This window comes from Pseudomonas sp. A, from assembly GCF_056270345.1.
In genome coordinates this window covers 2,615,566-2,638,458 of record NZ_CM149873.1, presented here as the reverse complement: position 1 = coordinate 2,638,458, position 22,893 = coordinate 2,615,566, and the positions used below count along the sequence as shown (strand labels likewise).

Sequence of the window (22,893 nt, the reverse complement as noted above, 5' to 3'; positions counted from 1 at the left end):
GGGCCATCACTTCCTACAGCCCCGTTGTCTTTTCCCCTCGCCTGCAGGGTTTGTCCATTTATGATCAAGACGCTCCGCCCTCTGCTGCTCGCCGGCCTGTTCCTGCCCCTGTCGCTGTCCGTGCAGGCCGCCGCCGTCAACACCAGCCTGCCACCTAAGGTGCAGCAGGCGCTCAAGACCAACAAGCTGCAGGATTCGGCCCTGTCGCTGGTCATGCTGCCGCTGGACGGCCCGGGCACGGCGACCGTGTTCAACGCCGATGTGTCGGTCAACCCGGCCTCGACCATGAAGCTGGTCACCACCTACGCCGCGCTGGAACTGCTGGGCCCCACTTTCCAATGGAAAACCGAGTTCTACACCGACGGCACCCTGAGCAACGGCGTGCTTAACGGCAACCTGTACCTCAAGGGTGGCGGCGACCCCAAGCTGAACATGGAGAAACTCTGGCTGCTGATGCGCGACCTGCGCGCCAATGGCGTTCGTACCGTGACCGGCGACCTGGTCCTGGACCGTAGCCATTTCGTGCAGCCCAACTTGCCGCAGTTCGATGACGACGGCGGCGACGAGAACAAGCCTTTCCTGGTCAAGCCGGACTCGCTGCTGGTCAACCTCAAGGCTTTGCGCTTCGTTGCCCGCAACGACGGTGGCAAGGTCAACGTCTCGGTCGAGCCGCCGATCGCCAGCATCCGCATCGACAACCAGGTCAAGGCCGTGGCCGGCAAGCAGTGCACCGGAGAGGTGCGCTACAACCCGGTAGTCCAGCCGGACGGTGTCAGCGTCACGGTCAGTGGCCAGCTCGCCGACGGCTGCAACTCGCAGACCTATCTGTCGCTGCTGGACCACCCGACCTACGCGGCCGGTGCCGTGCGGGCGATCTGGAACGAGCTGGGCGGCAGCATCCAGGGTCGCGATCGCATCGAAAACGTGCCCAAGAGCGCCCGCCTGCTGGCCCGCGCCTTCTCGCCGGACCTGGTGGAAGTGATCCGCGACATCAACAAGTACAGCAACAACACCATGGCCCAGCAGCTGTTCCTGAGCCTTGGCGCGCAGTTCCGCACCGACGCCGACGGCGACGATGCCCGTGCCGCCCAGCGTGTGGTGCGTCAGTGGATGGCGAAGAAAGGCATCACCTCGCCGCACCTGGTGATGGAGAACGGCTCGGGGCTGTCCCGCGCCGAGCGGGTCAGCACCCGCGAGATGGCGGCGCTGTTGCAGGCGGCCTGGAAGAGCCCTTACGCGGCGGAGTTCATCAGCTCGATGCCGCTGGTGGGGATGGACGGCACCATGCGCAAGCGGCTCAAGCGCACGGCCATGACGGGCGAAGGGCACATCAAGACCGGGACCCTGAATACCGTGCGGGCGATTGCCGGGTTCAGCCGGGACAGCAACGGGCACACCTGGGCGGTGGCGGCCATTCTCAATGATCCCAAGCCTTGGGGGGCTTCGCAGGTTCTCGACCAAGTGTTGCTGGATCTTTATCGGCAGCCTAAGGCAGGGAATGGGACTGTTGGGGTGATGCCTTGATTTGAGTGGGGTTGGGGCTTGGCCTTGGCTTTAAGGTGCTGGTTTTGAGGGTTGTAAGCGCATTCATTGGCGATGGTGACGCATAGTCACCTTTTCGCCCTTACGGCGACCTACTTTTGCTCTTGGGCAAAAGTAGGCAAAAACCGCTCGCTCCATTCATCCGGCCCCTACGCTTCGCTCCGGGGTCCCCTCGCTCCGTTCTTGCTCCCGGGAGGACCGCGCTGAACGCCCCATCCTGGGGCGCAGCGCTTGACGGCCATCCATGGCCGTCACCTCCCTCCGCAAGAACTCCGCTCGGCCTCCTGAAGTCGCAATTGGTGTTGCCTGAACTATTGCGCGCTTAGAAGCAAGGGCAAGAGCAAGAGCAAGAGCAAGAGATGCGAAGTTAGTTATTTGACAGTTAGTTATATATTGGCTGTTCCGGCCCTTTCGCGGGGCAAGCCCGCTCCTACAGAGATCTATATAACGACGACTATTGCGTGGGAGCGGGCTTGCCCCGCGATACAATAGAAAGATAAATTAAGTTTCAGCTAGCGACAGCTGCGCCAGCCCAGGCGCCGCCCGTAACTTCGCGACTTCAGGAGGCCGAACGGAGGTCTTGCGCAGGGAGGTGACGGGCATGGATGCCCGTCAAGCGCTGGGGCCCAGGATGGGCCCTGCAGCGCGGTCCTCCCGGGAGCAAGGCCGGAGTGAGGGGACCCGGAGCGAAGCGTAGGGCCGGATGAATGGAGCGCAACGGCTTTGGTTACTTTGGCCAAGACCAAAGTAACCCGCCGTAAGGGCGGAAAGGTGAATAAGCGTCGACATCACAAATGAATACGCATACAACTCTCAACACCAACTAAAACAACCAAACAACCAAACAACCAAACAACAGACCAAACTCAACTCAAGACAACTCCCCCTCAACCCGATCCCTCCCCCCCTGCTTGGCCACATAAACCCCAGCATCCGCCCGCAACAACAACGCATCCGCCCCTTCCCCAACCCGCCACCCCGCCACCCCAAAACTCGCCGTCACCCGCCCCACCCCCTCGACCGGCACACTGCGCACCCCCTGCCACAACTCCTGCGCCAACATCCGCGCCTGCTCGGCATTACTCCCCGGACACAACACCATGAACTCCTCCCCCCCCAACCGACAAAACACATCGGTCCGCCGCAACCGCTGCCCGATCCGCTGGCACAGGCTGCGCAGCACATGATCCCCCACCGCATGCCCGTATTGATCGTTGATCCGCTTGAAGTGATCGATATCCAGCATGATCACCGCCAGGTCCAACCCATCCCGCTGCGCCCGATCCAGTTCGTTGCGCAGCCGCTCCTGGAAATACCGCCGGTTGTAGATCCCGGTCAGCGCATCGGTCACCGACAGCGCCCGCAGCTCCTCCTCCACCCGCTTGAGGTCCGAGATATCGGTCAGGTAACCATGCCAGAGCGTGCTGCCGTGCTCGCCGACCTCCGGCGTCGCCTCCCCACGCACCCAGCGCAACCCCGCCCGCGGCAGGCACACCCGGTACTCCTCCCGCCACGGCGTCAGGTACTCGGCGGAGTAACGCACCGAGCGCCGCACTCGCTCCAGGTCGTCCGGGTGGATACGTTCGAACACCGCCGCGGCGTCCTCGCGCAGCACTGCCAGGTCCACCTCGTAGATGTCGTGCAGACCTTGGCTGGCGTAGGGGAAACAGGAATGACCATCGGCGTCCAGGCGATACTGGTAGATCCCGCCAGGCACCTCGGCGCTGAGTTTTTCCAACAGCCGGTCGCGGGCCGCCAGGGCTTCGTGCACCCGGCGCCGCTCGGTGACATCGATGCAGATCGCCAGATAGCCCACCCATAACCCCTGCTCGTCCAGCACCGCCGTCACCAGCATGTTGGCCAGCAGGTGGCTGCCATCCTTGCGCACCAGGGTCCAGTCCGCCGGCTCCGCGCCGCCCTCCTGCACCGTCTCGGCGAACATCGCCTGGCCCGCGCCAACCTCGCGCCCGAAGCGCACGCTCAAGGCATGGGCCCGCTGGCGCAGCTCCTCGGGCAAGACCAGGTCCTCAAGGCGCAGCTGGCCCAGCGCTTCGCCGGCCGAATAGCCCAGCATGCGCTCGGCGCCCGCGTTGAACGTGCCGATCACCCCGCGCAGGCTGGTGGCGATGATCGCCACCTGGGTCGCGGCATCAAGCACGCTGCGCAACTGGTTGTGGGTCTCGCGCAATGACTGCTCGCTGATACGCAGCTCGGCGGTACGCCGGGCCACCAGGCCCAGGGCACGCTGGCGCTGGCTGAACAGGCTGTACAGCAGCAGCGCCAGCAAGACACTGAGCAGGCCACCGAGCAACGCCACCACCGGCACCGCCGACGAGCGGTTGGCGGCGAGAAAGCCCTGGCTGGGACGAATGTCGAGCTGGTAGTGGTGGTCCGCCAGGTGCAGCAGGTGACTGCTGGCAAAGCCCATGCGCGCCGGCGGCATCCCTGAGTCGAACAGCACCTCGTGACCACCCTCTGTGGACAGGTCGAGGATGCGCACCACCAGGTTGTCGTCAGCCACCGTCGGCAGGCTCTCGGCGATCAGCTGATGCAGGCTCAGCAAGGCCATGACGTACCCTCGAAGGGGATCGCCCACAGACGCTTCATCGGCGAACACCGGGGCGACTATCAGCAGGCCACGGGTATAAGTCGGTTCGACGTTGATCATGTCCAGCGGCGCCGACACCGCCATGCTGCCGGGGCTGGCGGCCCGGGCCAAGGTCGCGGCGCGCAGCGGCTGCCCACCCAGGTCGAAGCCGTAGGGCTGGGCCTGGCGACTCGCCGCCTGGGTGTACAGCACCGGATAGTAGTGATCACGCGCAGGCGCGGCCTGCCAATCGCCCTGGGCGTCCAGGTCGCGGATCTGATAGGGCTGGCCCAGCCAGGCACTGGCGCGCCGCTCGAAGTCCTCGCGCTGCGCGGCCGCTACCCGCGGTGCCCAGGAGTAAGCCTGGGTGCGGTGCAGCAAGGGACGTGCGTAGCCATCGAACTCGCGGGGGGTGATTTCAGTGGAATAGGCGAAGAACCGGCGCAAGCCATCCAGGCGTTGCTCCTGCTCCTCGAAACGCTCGGCGATGCGGCTGTAGCGCTCACTGGCCAGCAGCTCGAAGCGCTGGCGCAGTTGCTGCTGGTAGAAGGTCTGGGTGGCGATCGCCAGGGCGGCCGTGAGCAACGCCCCGGCGACCAGCGCCGCCAGGGCCACGCCCCAGGCCGACAACTCGTCGCCGAGCAGGCCAAGCCGCTTTGCAGGTACGCCCGGGTTCGACATAGAGGACTCCAACCAAGGTCAGCGTCCTGCGTATTGTCCCGCCCTGTCCTGAGTTATAGCCACTGGCCAGCAGGCGTGCCACGTACCTCGTCGGCTCAGCGCAGACGCAGCTGCCAGGCGCGGTGGATACGATTGTTGCGGGCGAAGTCCGGGTCCAGGGTCTGGGCACTGATCTCCTCCACTACGTAGCGCGCGGCCAAATGCTCGTCGAGCTGGAACTTGCGGAAGTTGTTGGAGAAGTACAGCACACCCCCCGGGGCCAGGCGCGCCATGGCCAGGTCGAGCAGTTGCACATGGTCGCGCTGCACATCGAATACCCCTTCCATGCGCTTGGAGTTGGAGAAGGTCGGCGGGTCGATGAAGATCAGGTCGTAGCTGTCCTGGGCGTTCTCCAGCCAGGCCATGACATCGCCCTGCTCCAGGCGGTTGCGCTCGGAGAAACCGTTGAGCGACAGGTTGCGCCGGGCCCAGTCCAGGTAGGTCTTCGACAGGTCCACGCTGGTGGTGCTGCGCGCGCCGCCCTTGGCTGCGTGCACGGTGGCCGTGGCGGTGTAGCAGAACAGGTTGAGGACGCGCTTGCCCGCCGCCTCGCGCTGGATGCGCATGCGCATCGGCCGGTGATCGAGGAACAGCCCGGTATCCAGGTAGTCGGTGAGGTTGACCAGCAGCTTGACGCCGCCTTCGTTGACCTCCTGGAAGCGCCCTTCGGTGGCCTGGCGCTCGTACTGGCGGGTGCCGCTCTGGCGCTCCCGGCGCTTGAGCACCACACGCTGCGGATCGACGCCCAGGGCCTGGGGAATCGCGCTCAGCGCGTCGAGCAGGCGCGCCTGGGCCTTGTCCGGATCAATCGAACGCGGCGCGGCGTACTCCTGCACGTGCACCCAGTCGTGGTACAGGTCCACTGCCAGGGCGTACTCGGGCATGTCGGCATCGTACACACGGTAGCAATCGACCTTCTCGCGGCGGGCCCACTTGCCCAGCTGCTTGAAGTTCTTCTGCAGGCGGTTGGCGAACATCTGCGCGCCTTCCGACAGGCGCGCCGGCTCGCTGGCCACCGGGGCCTGGCGACGAGGCTCGCCCTCAGCCGCCTCGGCCTGGGCCGAACGACGATCACCGGTGACGAACTGGTCGGGCTGGACCTTGAACAGCAACAGCTTGCACGGCAACGCGCCGTTCCAGAAGGCGTATTGCTTGTGGCTGCGGATGCCCATGCGCTTGCCCAGCTCCGGCGCGCCGGTGAACACCGCCGCTTCCCAGCCCATGCAGGCCTGGCGCAGGCGCTCGCCGAGGTTCTGGTAGAGGTACAGCAGGCTGGCTTCGTCGCCCAGGCGCTCGCCGTAGGGCGGGTTGCTGATCACCAGGCCTTTCTGGTTCTGGTCCGGACGCGGCTCGAAACTGGCCACCTCGCCCTGGTAGATCTTCACCCAGTCGCCCAGGCCCGCGCGCTCAACGTTGTTGCGCCCCGGCTGGATCAACCGTGGGTCGGCCTCATAGCCGCGGATCCACAGCGGCGGCTTGGCCAGGCCGGCTTGAGTACGGGCCTGGGCCTCGTCGTGGACCTTGCGCCACAGCGCCGGCACATGGCCGAGCCAGGCGCTGAAGCCCCAGCGCTCGCGCTTGAGGTTGGGAGCGATATCGGCGGCGATCATCGCCGCCTCGACCAGGAAGGTGCCCACGCCGCACATCGGGTCGGCCAGGGCGCCGCCCTCGGCCGCGATACGTGGCCAGCCGGCGCGGATCAGCACCGCCGCCGCCAGGTTCTCCTTCAGGGGCGCAGCACCCTGCTGCAAGCGATAGCCACGCTGGTGCAGGCTGTGGCCGGACAGGTCGAGGGAAAGGATCGCCTCGCCACGGTCCAGGCGCAGGTGCACGCGCACATCCGGGTCGACCTTCTCCACCGACGGGCGCAGGCCTTCGCGGTTGCGCAGCTTGTCGACGATCGCATCCTTGACCTTGAGCGCGCCGAAGTGGGTGTTGTCGATGCCTGAGCCATGGCCGCTGAACTCCACCGCCAAGGTGCCATCAGCCGCCAGGTGGTCGGCCCAGTCGACGGCATTCACGCCGTCGTACAGGTCGTCGGCGTTCTTCATCGAGAAGCGCTTGAGCACCAGCAGCACGCGGTTAGCCAGGCGCGACCAGAGGCACAGGCGATAGGCGGTTTCCATGTCGGCGTCGCCGCGAATGGCCGAGGTGTGCTCACGCACCTCGTTCAGGCCCAGTTGACGGGCTTCCTCGGCGAGCAGGCCTTCAAGACCCTTGGGGCAGGTAAGGTAAAGTTCGAAACGGTCCGACATGTGCAATCCAGAGCCTTTGGCTAGGTAGATGGCGAGCCGACGCATCGGCTGCCGCTGTTAGCCCGCACGCCTTTCCAGCAGGCGTCCGGGTGGCCCGACGAAACGCTCGCCAGGCCTGGCCGCCCGGTCGATCATGCCTTTGCCGGGTGGCGAAAGAGGCTTTGATCGTCGGGCAGTATGAAAATTGCGTGGACGTCGGGCTCAGATGTGACCCTTCGTCGCATTACCAAATATTACTGTCATCATCCAGCAACGCTGGCCAATTGACGTCAAGGTTGGGTAAACCCTGATCATAGCGGGCTCAACGGCAAACAAGGTTGAGTCGCATTTATTTACTTATCCCCTCACCTTCGGAAAGGTTACGTCCTTATGACAAATCGATCATTCACACTGTGACCTGCATTCGTTAGAACTGATCTCAGGTCGCACCGCAACGGGGCGGCACTTTCAACCCGCCACGCCAGCAGCGGGTGCACTTCGGCAGAACGATTCTGCCCGGCCTCGGAGAGGCCGACGGGACATTTCAGTCAACAAGTGAGGGCAATACCTTATGAGTGGAAAAAGAATGAAACGTAGTTCCGAGGAGAAAGAAAAAGCACGCGGTTTTCTTTACGGCATACAAGGTAAATCCCGAGAACTGTGCCCAAAACAGGAAGGTACAGCTGGCCATCAAAACTGGATGAACGGTTGGCGCAACGGCCGTGAAGCATACTGGAATGCAGAGACCGGCATCGCTGGCATTTCTACCCGAAACGAGAACCACGCACTTGGCTGAACGAGGACACTGAATTCGAGTCACCATGCGCGCCCTATCCGGGCGGCGGGCTGCGGCCCAGGGGCCCCTTTGAAGGGGCCCTTTTTTATGCCCTTTTTTTCATCCTATCCGGCGGGCAACGTGGGAGCGGGCTTGCCCCGCGATGGCGTCCGCCCAGGCAACTTGTCCTGGCGCCATCGCGGGACAAGCCCGCCCCCACGGCTACCGGTTCATTTCATGCTTTCGGCATCGCGGCAATGGCATCCACTGCTTCACGAATCAGCGACGGGCCTTTATAGATGAAGCCCGAATAGATCTGCACCAGACTCGCCCCTGCGGCGATCTTCTCGGCCGCATGACGCCCCTCGGTGATCCCGCCCGCCGCAATGATCGGCAGCTTGCCACCCAGCTCACCAGCGAGCACTTTCACCGTGTGAGTGCTCTTTTCCAGCACCGGCGCACCCGACAAACCACCAGCCTCGCCACCGAACGGCAGGCCTTCGACGCCCTCGCGCCCCAGGGTGGTGTTGGTGGCGATCACCGCATCCATCCCCGATTCGACCAACGCCGCCGCCACCAGGGCGGTCTCCTCGTCACTCATGTCCGGCGCGATCTTGATCGCCAGCGGTACGCGCTTGCCGTTTGCCTGCGCCAATTGCTCACGGCGCTCGGCCAGGGCATCGAGCAGTTGCTTGAGCGAATCGCCGAACTGCAGCGAACGCAGGCCGGGGGTATTCGGCGAGCTGACGTTGACGGTGATGTAGCTGGCGTCGTTGTAGACCTTCTCCAGGCAGATCAGGTAGTCGTCCTGGGCCCGCTCGACCGGGGTGTCGAAGTTTTTGCCGATGTTGATACCCAACACGCCGGTGTACTTCGCGGCACGCACCCGCGCCAGCAGGTGGTCGACGCCCAGGTTGTTGAAACCCATGCGGTTGATGATGGCCGTGGCCTCCGGCAAGCGGAACAGCCGCGGCTTTGGGTTGCCCGGCTGCGGGCGCGGCGTCACGGTGCCGATCTCGACAAAGCCGAAGCCCAGCTGGGCAAAGCCGTCGATGGCCGCGCCGTTCTTGTCCAGGCCGGCGGCCAGGCCGACCGGGTTGGCGAAGTTCAAGCCCATCACCGTTACCGGCAACGCCGCCGGCTGCTTGCACAGCAGGCCGTTGAGCCCGAGACGGCCACCGGCGCCGATCAGGTCCAGCGAGAGGTCGTGGGAGGTTTCCGGGGAGAGCTTGAACAGCAGCTGGCGGGCCAGGGTATACATGGGCGGGCGGACTCGCGGTGTGTGAGGGGGCGATTATAGCCAGCGCGTCGCCGGGGCGACAGGGCAATGGCACATGGGTTGCTAAGTCCGTTGCATGCAGTCAATCGCGAACGCCCGAGGATTCTCGTGAACACAGCCCTCCCGACAACGCCCCTGGCCTGGGTCAACGGCAGCGACGCGCCGGAAAAGCCCAGCCTGGACATCGGTTTCATGGCCCTGACCGACTGCGCCTCGGTGGTGGTCGCCGCCACCCAGGGCTTCGCCCAGCAGTTCGGCCTGACCCTCAACCTGCGCCGCCAGGCCTCCTGGGCCGGGCTGCGCGACAAGCTGGTCAGTGGCGAACTGGACGCCGCCCATTGCCTCTATGGCCTGGTGTACGCGGTGCACCTGGGCATCGGCGGCGTGCCCGCCAGCCCCCTGGCCGTGCTCATGGGCCTTAACCAGAACGCCCAGGCCATCAATCTCTCCCCCGCGCTGCAGTGCAAGGGCGTGACCAGCCCCGAGGCACTGGCGCGGCTGGTGCACCAACAGGGCGCACAACTGACGTTCGCCCAGACCTTTCCGACTGGCACCCATGCCCTGTGGCTTTACTACTGGCTGGCCAGCCAGGGCATCCACCCGCTGCGCGACGTGACCAGCGTGGTGGTGCCCCCTGCGCAGATGGCCGCCCACCTGCAGGCCGGGCGCATCGACGGCTTCTGTGTCGGCGAACCCTGGTCGGCGGACGCCGTCGCCAAGGGGCAGGGCTTCACCCTGGCCACCAGCCAGTCGATCTGGCCCGACCATCCGGAAAAGGTCCTGGCCAGTGCCCGCGGCTTCGTCGAACAGTACCCCAACAGCACCCGGGCGCTAATCAAGTCGGTACTCGCCGCCGCACGCTTCATCGAGCAGAGCCAGGAGAATCGCCGTGGCACGGCGCAACTGCTCAGCGGCAGCGCCTACCTGGGCTCCCCGGTCGGCAGCATCGAGCCGCGCCTGATCGGCGACTACCAGGATGGCCTGGGCCATCGCTGGCACGATCCCCACGGCCTGCGCCTGTTCGACCAGGGTCGGGCCAACCTGCCGTACCTGTCCGATGGCATGTGGTTCATGACCCAGTTCCGCCGCTGGGGCCTGCTGCGTGACGACCCGGACTACCTGGCGGTCGCCAGCCAGGTGCAGCAGCTGACGCTGTACCGCGAAGCCGCCACGGCGTTGGGCGTACCTTGTGCCGACCCGCCCATGCGCAGCAGCCTGCTGATCGACGGCAGCCGCTGGGACGGCAGCGACCCCCATGGCTATGCGCGCAGCTTCGCACTGCACGCCCTGGACGCGGCGCCTGACGCCCGCGCCCATCGCTGAGGGTCCAGCCATGTTGCGTATCCTGCTGATCGACGACACGGAAAAAAAAGTCGGCCGCCTCAAGGCCGCCCTGATCGAGGCCGGCTTCGAGGTGATCGAGGCCAGCAGCCTGAGCATCGACCTGCCCGCGTGTGTCGAAACGGTGCACCCGGACGTGGTGCTGATCGATACCGAGTCACCAGGCCGGGACGTGATGGAACAGGTGGTGCTGGTCAGCCGCGACCGCCCGCGTCCCATCGTGCTGTTCACCGACGAGCATGACCCCGGTGTGATGCGCCAGGCGATCCAGGCCGGGGTCAGCGCCTACATCGTCGAGGGTATCCAGACCACGCGGCTGCAACCGATCCTTGATGTGGCCATGGCCCGCTTCGAAAGCGACCAGGCGCTCAAGGCTCAACTGCTGGCCCGCGACCAGCAGTTGGCCGAGCGCAAGCTCATCGAGCAGGCCAAGGGCCTGCTGATGAAGATGAAGGACTGCAACGAGGAACAGGCCTACACCCTGATGCGCCGCCAGGCCATGAGCCGCCAGCAGAAGCTGATCCAGGTGGCGGAACAGATCATTGCCATGTCGCAGATGCTGGGGTAGCGCCATCCGTACCGACGTTACGCCCCTCTGTAGGAGCGGCCTTGTGCCGCGAAAGGGGCGCGCAGCGGCCCCAAGATTTCAGGGTTTACATAAAGATCGCTGGGGCCGCTTTGCGGCCCTTTCGCGACACAAGGCCGCTCCTACAGGGTTCGCGCGAGACTGGATATTGGCCCGCCTCTTGCTCTGAAAACCCCGGTAGCCAACGGCGGTTGCCCCCATACCCTGACAAAGACGTCGCTCGCCCCTCCACAGCCATGGACCGGGCAGCGGCGTCTTTTCGTTTCCGCGCCCAACGAGGTGTTCGATGAATACGAGCTTCTGGAAATCCGGGCATGTGCCCACGCTGTTCGCCGCCTTCCTGTATTTCGACCTGAGCTTCATGGTCTGGTACCTGCTCGGCCCCCTGGCGGTGCAGATCGCCGCCGACCTGCAACTGAGCGCACAACAGCGGGGCCTGATGGTGGCCACGCCGATCCTCGCCGGCGCGGTACTGCGCTTCGCCATGGGCCTGCTGGTCGATCGCCTGTCACCCAAGACCGCCGGGCTGATCGGCCAGGTCATCGTGATCGTCGCCCTGGCCTGCGCCTGGCACCTGGGGGTGCGCAGCTACGAGCAGGCGTTGCTGCTGGGTGTGTTCCTCGGCTTCGCTGGGGCCTCGTTCGCCGTGTCCCTGCCACTGGCCTCGCAGTGGTATCCACCCCAGCACCAGGGCAAGGCCATGGGCATCGCCGGCGCCGGCAACTCCGGCACGGTGTTCGCCGCGCTGCTGGCCCCGGCGCTGGCGGCAGGCTTCGGCTGGAACAATGTGTTCGGCTTCGCCGTGCTGCCCTTGCTGCTGACCCTTGTGCTGTTCGCCCTGCTGGCGCGCAATGCCCCGCAACGGCCTAAGCCCAAGGCCATGGCCGACTACCTGAAGGCCCTGGGAGATCGCGACAGCTGGTGGTTCATGTTCTTCTACAGCGTGACCTTCGGCGGCTTCATCGGCCTGGCCAGTGCCCTGCCCGGCTACTTCAGCGACCAGTACGGGCTGAGCCCGGTGACCGCCGGCTACTACACCGCCGCCTGCGTGTTCGCTGGCAGCCTGATGCGCCCACTCGGCGGTGCTCTGGCCGATCGCTTCGGCGGGATCCGCACCCTGCTGGCGATGTACGGCGTGGCCGCCGTATGCATCGCCGCAGTGGGCTTCAACCTGCCCAGCGCGGCGGCGGCCCTGGCGCTGTTCGTCAGCGCCATGCTCGGATTGGGCGCCGGCAATGGCGCAGTGTTCCAGCTGGTGCCACAGCGTTTTCGCCAGGAGATCGGTGTGATGACCGGGCTGATCGGTATGGCCGGTGGCATCGGCGGCTTCCTGCTTGCCGCAGGCCTGGGCACCATCAAGCAGCATACCGGCGACTACCAGCTCGGCCTGTGGCTGTTCGCCAGCCTCGGCCTGCTGGCCTGGTTCGGTCTGCACGGGGTCAAGCAACGCTGGCGCACCACCTGGGGCTCGGCGGCAGTGACGGCGGCGCGGGTCTGAGGCCGCGCCATGAGCCTGCAACTGAGCTTTGCCCAGGCCAGCGCCACCGGGCCGCGTCCGGAAAACCAGGACGCCCTGCGCCTGGTAACACCCGTGCCGGAGCTGGCCGCCAGCAAGGGTTACCTGTGCGCGCTGGCAGACGGCGTCAGCCAGTGCGCCGATGGCGGCCTGGCGGCGCGCGCCAGCCTGCAGGCCCTGGCTCTGGACTATTACGCCACGCCCGCCACCTGGAGCGTTGCCCAGGCCCTGGACCGCCTGCTCACGGCACAGAATCGCTGGCTGCGCGCCCAAGGCAATGGCCAGCCGCTGCTGACCACCCTCAGCGCCCTGGTGCTGCGCGGGCGACGTTTCACCCTGGCCCATGTCGGCGATTGTCGGGTGTACCGCTGGCAGGCCGACCAGCTGCACTGCCTGAGCGAAGACCATGTCTGGGACCAGCCCGGCATGCAGCATGTGCTCAAGCGCGCGCTGGGGCTGGACCAGCAACTGCTGGTGGACTACCTGGAGGGCGACCTGCGCGAGGGCGAGTGCTTCGTGCTGCTCAGCGACGGCATATGGGCCAGCCTGAGCGATGCGCATATCCAGTCGATCCTGCGCGAACAACCCGACCTGCAGGTGGCCGCCGACACCCTGGTGGCCAGCGCCCACCATCGCGGCAGCCAGGACAACGCCAGCGCCTTGCTGGTGCGAGTGGATCAACTGGGCGCCAGCAACCTGGGCGATACCCTGGCGCAACTTCAGCAGTGGCCGCTGCCAGGCGCGCTGCGTGACGGTCAGTCGATCGATGGCTGGCAGGTCGACAGCTTGCTGACCCAGAGCCGGCAATCGCTGCTGTACCGGGTCCGCGACCCGCACGGCCAGCCCTGGCTGCTAAAGACCCTGCCGCAGTCTCGCGACCAGGAGCCCGGGGCCGCCCAGGCCCTGCTGCTGGAGGAGTGGTTCCTGCGCCGGGTCGCCGGCCGCCACTTCCCTGAAGTGCACCCGGCCAGCCAACGCCAGCACCTGTACTACCTGATGCGCGAGTACCCGGGCACGACCCTGGCCGGACAACCCCCACTACCGCTGGCGCAATGGCTGGAGGTCGCCCGCCAGCTGTTGCAAGCGGTGGGCGTACTGCATCGGCGCAACCTGCTGCACCGCGACATCAAGCCGGACAACCTGCACCATGGCAGCGATGGCCAGCTGCGTCTGCTGGACTTCGGGCTGGCGTACTGCCCGGGGCTTTCCGAGGACCCGCCCCATGCCCTGCCGGGCACGCCTTCGTTCCTCGCCCCTGAAGCCTTCGACGGCCTGCCCCCCGCACCGCGCCAGGACCTCTATGCCGTGGGCGTGACGCTTTATCATCTGCTCACCGGGCACTACCCCTACGGCGAGGTCGAAGCGTTCCAGCGCCCACGCTTCGGCACGCCAGTGAACCCGGCGCGTTATCGGCCGGATTTGCCGGAGTGGTTGCAGCGCAACCTGTTACAGGCGGTGGCGGCAGACCCGGCGCAGCGCTTCGAGACCGCCGAGCAGTGGTTGCTGTTGCTGGAACGGGGAGATCGCCAGGAGCTGGCCGAGCGGCCACGGCCGCTGCTGGAGCGCGAGCCGTTGAAGGTGTGGCGCACGATTGGGTTGCTGTCGCTGCTGTTGAACCTGGTGTTGTTGCTGGTGCTGCTCAAACGCTAAGCGCGCAGGCGCACCACAGTTCGTGTAGGAGCGGCCTTGTGCCGCGAAAGGGCTGCGTAGCAGCCCCGGCAATCCGCGTGATGCTGAAATCCTGGGGGCGCTGCGCACCCCTTTCGCGGCACGAGGCCGCTCCTACAAAGGGGGGGGACCAGGTGTATCTCGAAAAATCTCGGGCAAAGAAAAACCCGGCCGAGGCCGGGTTTTTCGTGAAGCGTCAAACCAATTACTTGGCCTGGGCTTCTACCTGAGCTTCTACGCGACGGTTGACGGCGCGGCCAGCATCGGTGGCGTTGTCGGCGACCGGACGGGTCTCACCGTAGCCAACCGAGTCAACACGGCTCGATTCGATGCCGTACTGCTGGGTCAGGACTTGCTTGACAGCGCTGGCGCGACGCTCGGACAGCTTCTGGTTGTAAGCGTCTGGACCGACGGAGTCAGTGTGACCTTCCACGGTGGTGGTGGTCTGTGGGTACTGCTTCATGAAGTCAGCCAGGTTCTTGATGTCGCCGTAGCTGTTAGGCTTGACGACCGACTTGTCGAAGTCGAACTTGACGTCCAGCTCAACGCGAACGACTTCGGCAACAGCCGGGCAGCCATCAGCGTCAACGGTAACGTTGGCTGGGGTGTCAGGGCACTTGTCGACGTTGTCGCAGACGCCATCGTTGTCGCTGTCGGAGCAGACTTCGGCAACTGGAGCTGGCGCAGGAGCGGCTTTCTGGCCACCGCTGCCACCGAAGTTCAGACCCAGACCAACGGTCGGACCCCACTCGGTGTTGCCGTTGTCGATGTTGTACATGGCTTCGACGCCGGCACGGGCGAAGAACATGTCGGTGATGTACCACTTGGCGCCAGCGCCAACGTTGGCGAAGGTGGAGTGGTCACGGCCGCCACGAGTGGCCTGGCCCAGGCTTTCGTGAGCGAAACCAGCGGAAACGTACGGACGCAGGGCGTCACCGACGGTACCGAAGTGGTAGGTGGCGTCCAGCTTGGTCTTGGAGCCTTTGATGTCTTTGTTGAAGACTTCACCACGAGCGTTGTGGGTCTCGTTGTAGCCCAGGTCCAGGGACACGTCGTCGGTCAGGAAGTAACCGAGGCGGACACCAGGGTTGGTGCCGGTGTTCTTGAAGTTACGCTCGCTGTCGTAGTACTGCTTGGTGACGTTGCCTTCGATTTCGACAGCGCCTTGGCCTTGAGCCAGAACGCCGAACGAAGTAGCGGCCACGAGCGAGCCAATGGCCAAGCCCAAGGTGTTTTTCAATTTCATCCGTTAAATCCCCATCTGGTGATAGTTAAGCAGTCCCACCAACATCCGGGGGACAACTCGACGGCAAGTCTAGCAGAACTTGCCGGTTGGTTAGAGGTATTTGCTGGCCACTAAGTTTCAGCCAGGCCTGCAAATTTCTCTCTAAGCTTGTCGAGCGCACGCTTGTAGCGCATTTTCGTGGCGCTCAGGCCCATGTGCATGATGTCCGCGATCTCCTGGAATTCCAGCTCTGCGACAAATCGCAGCACCAGGATTTCCCGGTCGATCGGGTTCACATGCACCAGCCATTTGTCCAGCCCGCCCTTCTCCTCCGGCTTCGGTGCCTTGTCCTCGGACGCCTCTTCGACAGGGTCCAGGCTCAGGGCATCCATCAACCGGCGCTTGCGGCGCTCCTTGCGGTACTGGGTGATGCATTCGTTGTAGGTGATGCTGTAGAGCCAGGTCTTGAACTTGGACTTGCCCTCGAAGTTCTTCAACCCGTACAGCACCTTGAGCATCACCTCCTGACAGACATCGTCGGCATCCCGATCGTTCCCCAGGTAGCGCGCGCAGACGTTGAACAGCGTGCGCTGGTAGCGGCGCATCAGTTCCTCGTAGGCGCGGGTGACGTGAAACAGCTCCTCATGCGAACGCGCCACCAACTCCTCGTCGGTGAGCTCGCGGGGGTCATAGCGCATGGGCGGCGAATGAACTTTATTCAAAACGGATCTGGCCGACAGTCAGGTCAATGTCGCCGCTCGGCCCCGTGGGCCGATTTTTGCGGCGGCATACATTAACAGCTTTTGTGCGGTTAGCGGCTATTCACGCGCTGCTCGAGCAGCTCGCGATTAGACAACGACACCAGTTCGCCATCATCGGTCAGCAGGGTCGTCTTGACCGTGCCGATTTCCTCGATGTGCCCCTCGACCTCGCCAATACGCACCTGCTGGCCGACTTGATACAACTCGCGCACATAGATGCCGGCCAGGATCTGCCCGGCGATTTCCCGGCTGCCCAGGCCCATCGCCAGTGCAACGGCCAGACCAACGGTAATCAGCCCGATGACGATCACATGGTTCAGCAGGTCGGTCTTGACCTCGAGCTGGCTGATGGCCACCGAGATGCTGATGATGATCACCAGGCCCTGGGCGATGCGCCCGACGCCGGCGGCGTACTCCAGGCCGATACCCTCGGCGGCGCCGCGCACCAGACCGTTGACCAGTTGCGCCAGGAGCACGCCGGCCAGCAGCACCAGGGCCGCGCCGAACACCTTGGGCAGGTACAGGGCGAGCATGTCGAGGGTCGCCGAGACCCGCTCGAGCCCCAGGGATTCCGCGGCCGAGACCAGGAAGATCAGCAGCACGAACCAGTAGACGATCTTGCCGATCAAGGTCGAGATCGGCACCTGGATGCCGACCCGGGCGAGCATCTTGGTCAGCCCGGTGCCACTCATCAGGCGATCCAGGCCGAACTTGGCCAGCACCTTGGACAGCAGGGTGTCGAGCAGCTTGGCCACGACGAAACCGAGCAGCACCACGACCAGCGCGCCGAACAGGTTGGGGATGAAGTTCGCCACCTTGGTCCAAAGGGCAGTCATGGCGGTGACCAGGCTCTGGGTCCAGAGATCGAGTTCCATATTCAATCGGCCTTATCTGCGTTGCTGCCGGCGGCAGGTTTGCGGGTAGAGTTGCGACGGACCGGCGCGACATGCGCCGAGCCATTGTTCACGGCGATCAGCAGCGCCTGGCTCCAGCGGCCAAGCAGGCTGAACAGATCGCCCGCGCCGACCTGGCGGTTGGCGGTCTTGAGCACGCGACCCAGGCAGGCGGCGTCGTCGCGGTCCTGGCCGGACGGCGACGCCTTGAGCAGGTCGCGCAGGGATTCTTCAAACGGATCGTGCATGGGCACCTCGCGCAATGTCAGTCAAAGACGAGGGCGCCGAGCAATGGGTCACACAGGGATGTGGGACGAGTGTTTCAAAATGAGTGTGCGAGCCCATCGCGGGGCAAGCCCGCTCCCACGGAACCACGCTGAGAGCGTGGGAGCGGGCTTGCCCCGCGACAAGATACATCACACCCACCGCAACCGCCGGAACAACCACCACTGCCCTGCTGCCAGCCCCAGCACGACCATGCAGGCGAACAGGAAGCCATAGGGGTTTTCCGCGCCCGGAATACCGCCGACATTGATGCCCAGCAGCCCGGTGATGAAGCTCATGGGCAGGAAAATGCAGGTGATGATGCCGAACCGGTACATGGTCCGGTTCATCCGCTCGCTGCGCCGCCGGTCCTCGCTTTCCAGCACCAGCGCGGCGCGCTCGCGGGCCAGTTCGAGCTCTTCGAGGTAGCGGATCAGGCTGTTGTTCAACTCGTTCCAGTAGTCGGCGTCGGCATCGGCGAACCAGCTGTATTTGCTGCGCGACAGCTGGGCATAGATGTCGCGCTGGGGGGCGAGGAAACGCCGCAGGCCGGCGGCGCGGCGCCGGATCTGCTGCAGGCTGCCCTGGGCCGGAGAATACCGTTCGTCGGATTCTACCTTTTCTTCTTCCAGATCGACCGCTTCGGACAGGTCGCTGACCAGCGCCTGGACCTTTTCGGTCAACAGTTCACCCATCAGCAACAGCAGTTCGGAGGCGGTCTTCGGCCCCCTGCCCTCGTCCAGTTTCTGCAGGACCTCGTCGCTCGCCCGAAGGGGCCGCAGACGCAGGGAAATGACCCGACGCGCCTCGGCGAAGATACGCACCGAGACCATGTCCTCAGGCTCGGCGCCCGGGTTGAGGTTGACCCCGCGCAGGAACAGCAGCATCTGCTCGTCGGCCAATGGCAGCAGGCGCGGGCGGGTGTTCTCCTCCAGCAGCAATTCGCAGGCGAACTCGCTCAGGCCACTGTCGTGGAGCAACCAGGTGCGGGTCTGCGGGTGACTGCGGTCCCAGTGCAGCCACAGGCTCTCCTGGGGCTGCAGCTGCAGGTCGTCCAGCTCGGTGCGGGCGATCGAGCGCGCGCCACCCTTGCCATCGAGCACCAGGGCATGCACCAGGCCCCACTGCGCGTTGTCTTCCTCGAACATCAAAGCTCCATCGGTGTACGGCGCGTCACTCGGGCATCTTCAGCGGGCTCGGCGAGACCAGCACGCCGTTGTTGTCGGCATACACATACTCGCCTGGGCGGAAGGTCACGCCAGCGAAGGTCACCGCGACATTGAGGTCGCCGATGCCACGCTTGTCGGTCTTCATCGGGTGACTGGCCAGGGCCTGGATGCCGACATCGGTCTGCGCCAGCACGTCCACGTCACGCACGCAGCCGTAGATCAGCAGGCCTTCCCAGCCATTTTTCGCCGCTTTCTCGGCGAGCATGTCGCCCAGCAGCGCGCGGCGCAGCGAGCCGCCGCCGTCGACCACCAGAACCTTGCCCTTGCCGTCGAGCTCGACCTGCTCCTTGACCAGCGAATTGTCCTCGAAGCACTTGATGGTGACGATCTGGCCACCGAACGAGTCGTGGCCGCCGAAGTTGCTGAACATGGGTTCGAGCACCTGGACCAGGTCCGGGTAAACGTCGCACAGGTCGGGCGTTACGTAATGCTGCATGGGAAACTCCTGTCAGTCACAACGAAAGCGGATGTGGAGCAAGGCTACACCGCAGGAGGCCGGCAGTCATCCGGGACCGAGCAGTCAGTTTGCTTTTGTCTGCTCCGGCCTCTTCGCGGGTAAACCCGCTCCCACAGGGTTTCGCACCTCACCTGTGGGAGCGGGTTTACCCGCGAAGAACCCCACGCGGAATCAACTGGCGGGCACCGGCTCCATCACCACCGTCGAGGCATGCACCGGCACCTGCGGATCCCTCAGCCAGCGCTCCACCAGCGGCCACACCTGGGTTTGCGCCGCCTTGCTGACCAGCATGTCGACATGCCCGAAGGCCTCGAAGCCCTCCTCGCGCCCCAACCGCAGGAACTGCCTGGCGTCACCGCCGAACTGCTCGAACAGCTTGCGACAGGCCCACACCGGGTCCTGGAAGTCACCGGCCCCGGCCACCGCCAGCAGCGGCACCTCGATCTCGGCCAGCCCCGCCCACCAGTCCTTGTCCTTGTCGCCGAAGCGGCCGAACAGGCCATTCCAGCGCAGGCTCTCCAGGGCCAGGCCGATGGGTTCGTCCTCCGGGCCACGCTTGAGGCGCGAACCCGAGATCTGCGCGAAGCGCTTGAGCAACACGCGCGCGCCCCACTCCACCGGCGGCACTTTCAGCGGCCAGTAGACCCGGCTGACCTGGGTGCCGAACAGTGCCGCGCTGGCCACCAGCGCGGTGTCCAGGTAACCGCTGCCCAGCGCCGCCGCCAGGGTGGTGCCGCCCAGCGAGTGGCCGACCCAGTGCGGCGCCTGCCCGGCCTGCTCGCGAACGAAAGCGCCGATCACCGGCAGGTCGTAGCGCGCATAGTCGGCCACACGGTTCTGTCGCCAATCGCGGTTGCGCGGCGACAGGCCGTGGCCGCGCATCTCCGGGATCCACACATCGAACCCGGCGCGGGCCAGATAGGCGCCCAGGCCGATGCCCTTGGGCGAATACCAGAAGCGCCGGTTGGAGAAACTGCCGTGCAGGAGAATGACCGGCACGCCCTGGGCGTGGTCCTGATCGGCCAGGCCCAGGCGGGTGACGGCCAGCTCAACGCTCGGATCGGGGCTGTTGCCGGCCTTGATCCGGTAGACGTCTTCGCTGAGGTCGCCGCGGCGCTCGGCACTGAGCAACGCGACGGGAAATTGGGTGGAGCTGCTTTGCATGGGTTCACGAACAAACTGAGGATATGAACGTGGGAGCGGGCTTGCCCCGCGATTGAACCAGACCTGCAGACACTGCTGTCCCATCTGGCGCTATCGCGGGCCAAGCCCGCTCCCACAGTGTGTTGCCTTCAGCGCATCACGCCGCGCCCTGGCCCTCGGCCAGGAAGAACCAGGTCTCGAGCACCGAGTCCGGGTTCAGCGACACGCTCTCGATGCCCTGCTCCATCAGCCACTTGGCCAGGTCCGGGTGGTCCGACGGGCCTTGACCGCAGATGCCGATGTACTTGCCGGCCTTGTTGCACGCGGCAATGGCGTTGGCCAGCAGCTTCTTCACGGCCGGGTTACGTTCATCGAACAGGTGGGCGATGATGCCGGAGTCGCGGTCCAGGCCCAGGGTCAGCTGGGTCAGGTCGTTGGAGCCGATGGAGAAGCCGTCGAAGTACTCGAGGAACTCTTCGGCGAGGATGGCGTTGGACGGCAGCTCGCACATCATGATCACGCGCAGGCCGTTGTCACCGCGGGCCAGGCCATTCTCGGCGAGCAGGTCGACAACCTGGCTGGCTTCGCCCAGGGTGCGCACGAACGGCACCATGATCTCGACGTTGGTCAGGCCCATCTCGTTGCGCACGCGCTTCAGCGCACGGCACTCGAGCTCGAAGCAGTCACGGAACGACTCGCTGATGTAGCGCGAGGCGCCGCGGAAGCCCAGCATCGGGTTTTCTTCTTCCGGCTCGTAGAGTTTGCCGCCGATCAGGTTGGCGTACTCGTTGGACTTGAAGTCCGACAGGCGCACGATGACCTTTTTCGGGTAGAAGGCCGCAGCCAGGGTGCTGATGCCCTCGACCAGCTTCTCGACATAGAAGCCAACCGGGTCGTCGTAGCCGGCGATGCGCTTGTCGACGCTTTCCTTCAGCTCCGGCGGCAGGCCGGCGTAGTTGAGCAGCGCCTTGGGGTGCACGCCGATCATGCGGTTGATGATGAACTCCAGGCGCGCAAGGCCGACACCGGCGTTGGGCAGCTGGGCGAAGTCGAAGGCGCGGTCCGGGTTGCCGACGTTCATCATGATCTTGAACGGCAGTTCCGGCATGGCATCGACCGAGTTCTGCTTGACGTCGAAGCCCAGCTCGCCTTCGAAGATGAAGCCGGTGTCGCCTTCGGCGCAGGACACGGTGACGCCCTGGCCGTCTTTCAGGACCTGGGTGGCGTTGCCGCAGCCGACAACGGCCGGAATGCCCAGTTCACGGGCGATGATCGCCGCGTGGCAGGTACGCCCGCCGCGGTTGGTGACGATGGCGCTGGCGCGCTTCATCACCGGTTCCCAGTCCGGGTCGGTCATGTCCGAAACCAGCACGTCGCCCGGCTGGACCTTGTCCATTTCCGAGACATCGTTGATTACGCGGACCTTGCCGGCGCCGATGCGCTGGCCGATGGCGCGCCCCTCGACCAGCACGGTGCCCTTCTCTTTCAGCAGGTAGCGCTCCATGACATTGGCGCTGGAACGGCTCTTCACGGTCTCGGGGCGGGCCTGGACGATGTACAGCTTGCCGTCGTCACCGTCCTTGGCCCACTCGATGTCCATCGGGCGCTGGTAGTGCTGCTCGATGATCATCGCCTGCTTGGCCAGTTCGTTGACCTCGGCGTCGCTCAGGCAGAAGCGCGCGCGCTCGGCACGCTCGACCTCGACGGTCTTGACCGAGCGCCCGGCCTTGGCTTCGTCGCCATAGACCATCTTGATTGCCTTGCTGCCCAGGTTGCGGCGCAGGATCGCCGGACGGCCGGCCTGCAGGGTCTGCTTGTGCACGTAGAATTCGTCCGGGTTGACCGCACCCTGTACCACGGTTTCGCCCAGGCCGTAGGCGCCGGTGATGAACACCACGTCGCGGAAGCCCGACTCGGTGTCGAGGGTGAACATCACGCCGGCGGTGCCGGTCTCGGAGCGGACCATGCGCTGCACGCCCGCGGACAGGGCCACCAGCTTGTGGTCGAAGCCCTGGTGCACGCGGTAGGAAATGGCGCGGTCGTTGAACAGCGAGGCGAACACTTCCTTGGCCGCGCGGATCACGTTGTCGACGCCGCGGATGTTGAGGAAGGTCTCCTGCTGGCCGGCGAAGGAGGCATCCGGCAGGTCCTCGGCGGTGGCCGAGGAACGCACGGCCACGGCCATGTTGTCGTTGCCGCCGGCCATCTCGGCGAAGGCCGTACGGATTTCTGCGTCCAGACGCGCCGGGAAATCGGCTTCCATCACCCACTGGCGGATCTGCGCGCCGGTCTTGGCCAGGGCGTTGACGTCATCGACGTCCAGCGCATCGAGCGCCGCGTGGATGCGCTCGTTCAGGCCACTTTGCTCGAGAAAATCGCGGTACGCCTGAGCCGTAGTGGCAAAGCCGCCCGGCACCGAGACACCGGCACCTGCGAGGTTACTGATCATCTCGCCCAGGGATGCGTTCTTGCCCCCCACATGCTCCACATCATGGACGCCGAGCTTATCGAGGGAAACTACGTACTCTACCAAGGTGATCTCTCCACTAACTGTATTGGAAAAGCTCAAGGGCGCCCGCCTGCCTGCCTGACTGACTGGGCCGGACGCTTGTGGCCTGGACCTGGAAAATAAGTGAGAATGCCGAGCAACCGCGTTCGGCAAACCGAACCTAT

At 65.1% G+C, this 22,893-nt stretch carries 17 protein-coding genes; 6 read left to right on the top strand and 11 right to left on the bottom strand.

What is annotated here, in order from left to right; all coding sequences use genetic code 11:
* The first annotated feature begins 60 nt into the window (after positions 1-60).
* The gene (gene dacB / locus AC0MAZ_RS12000; RefSeq protein WP_186713715.1) at positions 61-1,524 is read left to right on the top strand and encodes a D-alanyl-D-alanine carboxypeptidase/D-alanyl-D-alanine endopeptidase; all 1,464 of its coding nucleotides are present in this window, start codon (positions 61-63) and stop codon (positions 1,522-1,524) included.
* Between the two features lie 889 nt (positions 1,525-2,413).
* On the opposite strand, the gene AC0MAZ_RS11995 is transcribed toward dacB, so the two are convergent.
* The gene (locus tag AC0MAZ_RS11995) at positions 2,414-4,810 is read right to left on the bottom strand and encodes a sensor domain-containing diguanylate cyclase (RefSeq protein ID WP_475861210.1); all 2,397 of its coding nucleotides are present in this window, start codon (positions 4,808-4,810) and stop codon (positions 2,414-2,416) included.
* Between the two features lie 95 nt (positions 4,811-4,905).
* Entirely contained in the window at positions 4,906-7,104 is a 2,199-nt protein-coding gene (rlmKL, locus tag AC0MAZ_RS11990) for a bifunctional 23S rRNA (guanine(2069)-N(7))-methyltransferase RlmK/23S rRNA (guanine(2445)-N(2))-methyltransferase RlmL (protein WP_475861209.1), read from the bottom strand.
* Between the two features lie 565 nt (positions 7,105-7,669).
* On the opposite strand from rlmKL, the gene rmf reads away from it, so the two are divergent.
* On the top strand, positions 7,670-7,879 hold the full coding sequence (gene rmf, locus AC0MAZ_RS11985; RefSeq protein WP_232856030.1) for a ribosome modulation factor: 210 nt from the start codon (positions 7,670-7,672) through the stop codon (positions 7,877-7,879).
* Between the two features lie 214 nt (positions 7,880-8,093).
* Here rmf and AC0MAZ_RS11980 read toward each other — a convergent pair whose 3' ends face one another.
* Positions 8,094-9,119, bottom strand: a complete 1,026-nt coding sequence (locus AC0MAZ_RS11980; protein ID WP_203647482.1) for a quinone-dependent dihydroorotate dehydrogenase — start codon at positions 9,117-9,119, stop codon at positions 8,094-8,096.
* 126 nt (positions 9,120-9,245) lie between these two features.
* Between AC0MAZ_RS11980 and AC0MAZ_RS11975 the strand changes: the two genes are divergently transcribed.
* From AC0MAZ_RS11975 to AC0MAZ_RS11960, 4 genes are all read left to right on the top strand, one after another.
* Positions 9,246-10,460: a CmpA/NrtA family ABC transporter substrate-binding protein gene (locus AC0MAZ_RS11975; protein ID WP_475861206.1), complete on the top strand. Its 1,215-nt coding sequence runs from the start codon at positions 9,246-9,248 to the stop codon at positions 10,458-10,460.
* 10 nt (positions 10,461-10,470) lie between these two features.
* Positions 10,471-11,046 (top strand): ANTAR domain-containing response regulator, encoded by a 576-nt coding sequence (locus AC0MAZ_RS11970; RefSeq protein WP_203647484.1) that lies wholly within the window; start codon positions 10,471-10,473, stop codon positions 11,044-11,046.
* Between the two features lie 304 nt (positions 11,047-11,350).
* Entirely contained in the window at positions 11,351-12,562 is a 1,212-nt protein-coding gene (locus AC0MAZ_RS11965) for a nitrate/nitrite transporter (RefSeq protein WP_234561248.1), read from the top strand.
* 9 nt (positions 12,563-12,571) lie between these two features.
* Positions 12,572-14,230: a bifunctional protein-serine/threonine kinase/phosphatase gene (locus tag AC0MAZ_RS11960; RefSeq protein WP_475861204.1), complete on the top strand. Its 1,659-nt coding sequence runs from the start codon at positions 12,572-12,574 to the stop codon at positions 14,228-14,230.
* A gap of 223 nt (positions 14,231-14,453) precedes the next feature.
* Here the strand turns inward: AC0MAZ_RS11960 and AC0MAZ_RS11955 are convergent, their stop codons facing one another.
* From AC0MAZ_RS11955 to ppsA, 8 genes are all read right to left on the bottom strand, one after another.
* Positions 14,454-15,494, bottom strand: coding sequence for an OmpA family protein (locus AC0MAZ_RS11955; protein ID WP_203647486.1), 1,041 nt, complete (start codon positions 15,492-15,494; stop codon positions 14,454-14,456).
* Between the two features lie 110 nt (positions 15,495-15,604).
* Positions 15,605-16,171 carry an RNA polymerase sigma factor SigX gene (gene sigX, locus AC0MAZ_RS11950; protein ID WP_050704759.1) on the bottom strand — a complete coding sequence of 189 codons (567 nt, stop codon included), beginning with the start codon at positions 16,169-16,171 and terminating at the stop codon, positions 15,605-15,607.
* 113 nt (positions 16,172-16,284) lie between these two features.
* Complete coding sequence (locus AC0MAZ_RS11945; protein ID WP_110739094.1) at positions 16,285-17,109, bottom strand: mechanosensitive ion channel family protein; 825 nt, start codon at positions 17,107-17,109, stop codon at positions 16,285-16,287.
* A 2-nt stretch (positions 17,110-17,111) separates the two neighbouring features.
* Positions 17,112-17,375 carry a hypothetical protein gene (locus AC0MAZ_RS11940; protein ID WP_028692938.1) on the bottom strand — a complete coding sequence of 88 codons (264 nt, stop codon included), beginning with the start codon at positions 17,373-17,375 and terminating at the stop codon, positions 17,112-17,114.
* A 168-nt stretch (positions 17,376-17,543) separates the two neighbouring features.
* Entirely contained in the window at positions 17,544-18,539 is a 996-nt protein-coding gene (locus AC0MAZ_RS11935; RefSeq protein WP_254463431.1) for a zinc transporter ZntB, read from the bottom strand.
* A gap of 25 nt (positions 18,540-18,564) precedes the next feature.
* Complete coding sequence (gene rraA / locus AC0MAZ_RS11930; RefSeq protein WP_254463429.1) at positions 18,565-19,056, bottom strand: ribonuclease E activity regulator RraA; 492 nt, start codon at positions 19,054-19,056, stop codon at positions 18,565-18,567.
* A gap of 192 nt (positions 19,057-19,248) precedes the next feature.
* Complete coding sequence (locus tag AC0MAZ_RS11925; protein WP_203647487.1) at positions 19,249-20,241, bottom strand: alpha/beta fold hydrolase; 993 nt, start codon at positions 20,239-20,241, stop codon at positions 19,249-19,251.
* Between the two features lie 136 nt (positions 20,242-20,377).
* On the bottom strand, positions 20,378-22,753 hold the full coding sequence (gene ppsA, locus AC0MAZ_RS11920) for a phosphoenolpyruvate synthase (RefSeq protein WP_203647488.1): 2,376 nt from the start codon (positions 22,751-22,753) through the stop codon (positions 20,378-20,380).
* Between the last annotated feature and the right edge of the window lie 140 nt (positions 22,754-22,893).

What these genes read in the sequence shown, in the direction of transcription:
- AC0MAZ_RS11940 (WP_028692938.1), bottom strand. Translation starts at nt 17,375, where the DNA reads ATGCACGATCCGTTTGAAGAATCCCTGCGCGACCTGCTCAAGGCGTCG.
- AC0MAZ_RS11935 (WP_254463431.1), bottom strand. Translation starts at nt 18,539, where the DNA reads ATGTTCGAGGAAGACAACGCGCAGTGGGGCCTGGTGCATGCCCTGGTG.
- AC0MAZ_RS11965 (WP_234561248.1), top strand. Translation starts at nt 11,351, where the DNA reads ATGAATACGAGCTTCTGGAAATCCGGGCATGTGCCCACGCTGTTCGCC.
- rlmKL (WP_475861209.1), bottom strand. Translation starts at nt 7,104, where the DNA reads ATGTCGGACCGTTTCGAACTTTACCTTACCTGCCCCAAGGGTCTTGAA.
- rraA (WP_254463429.1), bottom strand. Translation starts at nt 19,056, where the DNA reads ATGCAGCATTACGTAACGCCCGACCTGTGCGACGTTTACCCGGACCTG.
- rmf (WP_232856030.1), top strand. Translation starts at nt 7,670, where the DNA reads ATGAAACGTAGTTCCGAGGAGAAAGAAAAAGCACGCGGTTTTCTTTAC.
- dacB (WP_186713715.1), top strand. Translation starts at nt 61, where the DNA reads ATGATCAAGACGCTCCGCCCTCTGCTGCTCGCCGGCCTGTTCCTGCCC.
- AC0MAZ_RS11945 (WP_110739094.1), bottom strand. Translation starts at nt 17,109, where the DNA reads ATGGAACTCGATCTCTGGACCCAGAGCCTGGTCACCGCCATGACTGCC.
- AC0MAZ_RS11925 (WP_203647487.1), bottom strand. Translation starts at nt 20,241, where the DNA reads ATGCAAAGCAGCTCCACCCAATTTCCCGTCGCGTTGCTCAGTGCCGAG.
- AC0MAZ_RS11995 (WP_475861210.1), bottom strand. Translation starts at nt 4,810, where the DNA reads ATGTCGAACCCGGGCGTACCTGCAAAGCGGCTTGGCCTGCTCGGCGAC.
- AC0MAZ_RS11970 (WP_203647484.1), top strand. Translation starts at nt 10,471, where the DNA reads ATGTTGCGTATCCTGCTGATCGACGACACGGAAAAAAAAGTCGGCCGC.
- sigX (WP_050704759.1), bottom strand. Translation starts at nt 16,171, where the DNA reads ATGCGCTATGACCCCCGCGAGCTCACCGACGAGGAGTTGGTGGCGCGT.
- AC0MAZ_RS11960 (WP_475861204.1), top strand. Translation starts at nt 12,572, where the DNA reads ATGAGCCTGCAACTGAGCTTTGCCCAGGCCAGCGCCACCGGGCCGCGT.
- AC0MAZ_RS11980 (WP_203647482.1), bottom strand. Translation starts at nt 9,119, where the DNA reads ATGTATACCCTGGCCCGCCAGCTGCTGTTCAAGCTCTCCCCGGAAACC.
- AC0MAZ_RS11955 (WP_203647486.1), bottom strand. Translation starts at nt 15,494, where the DNA reads ATGAAATTGAAAAACACCTTGGGCTTGGCCATTGGCTCGCTCGTGGCC.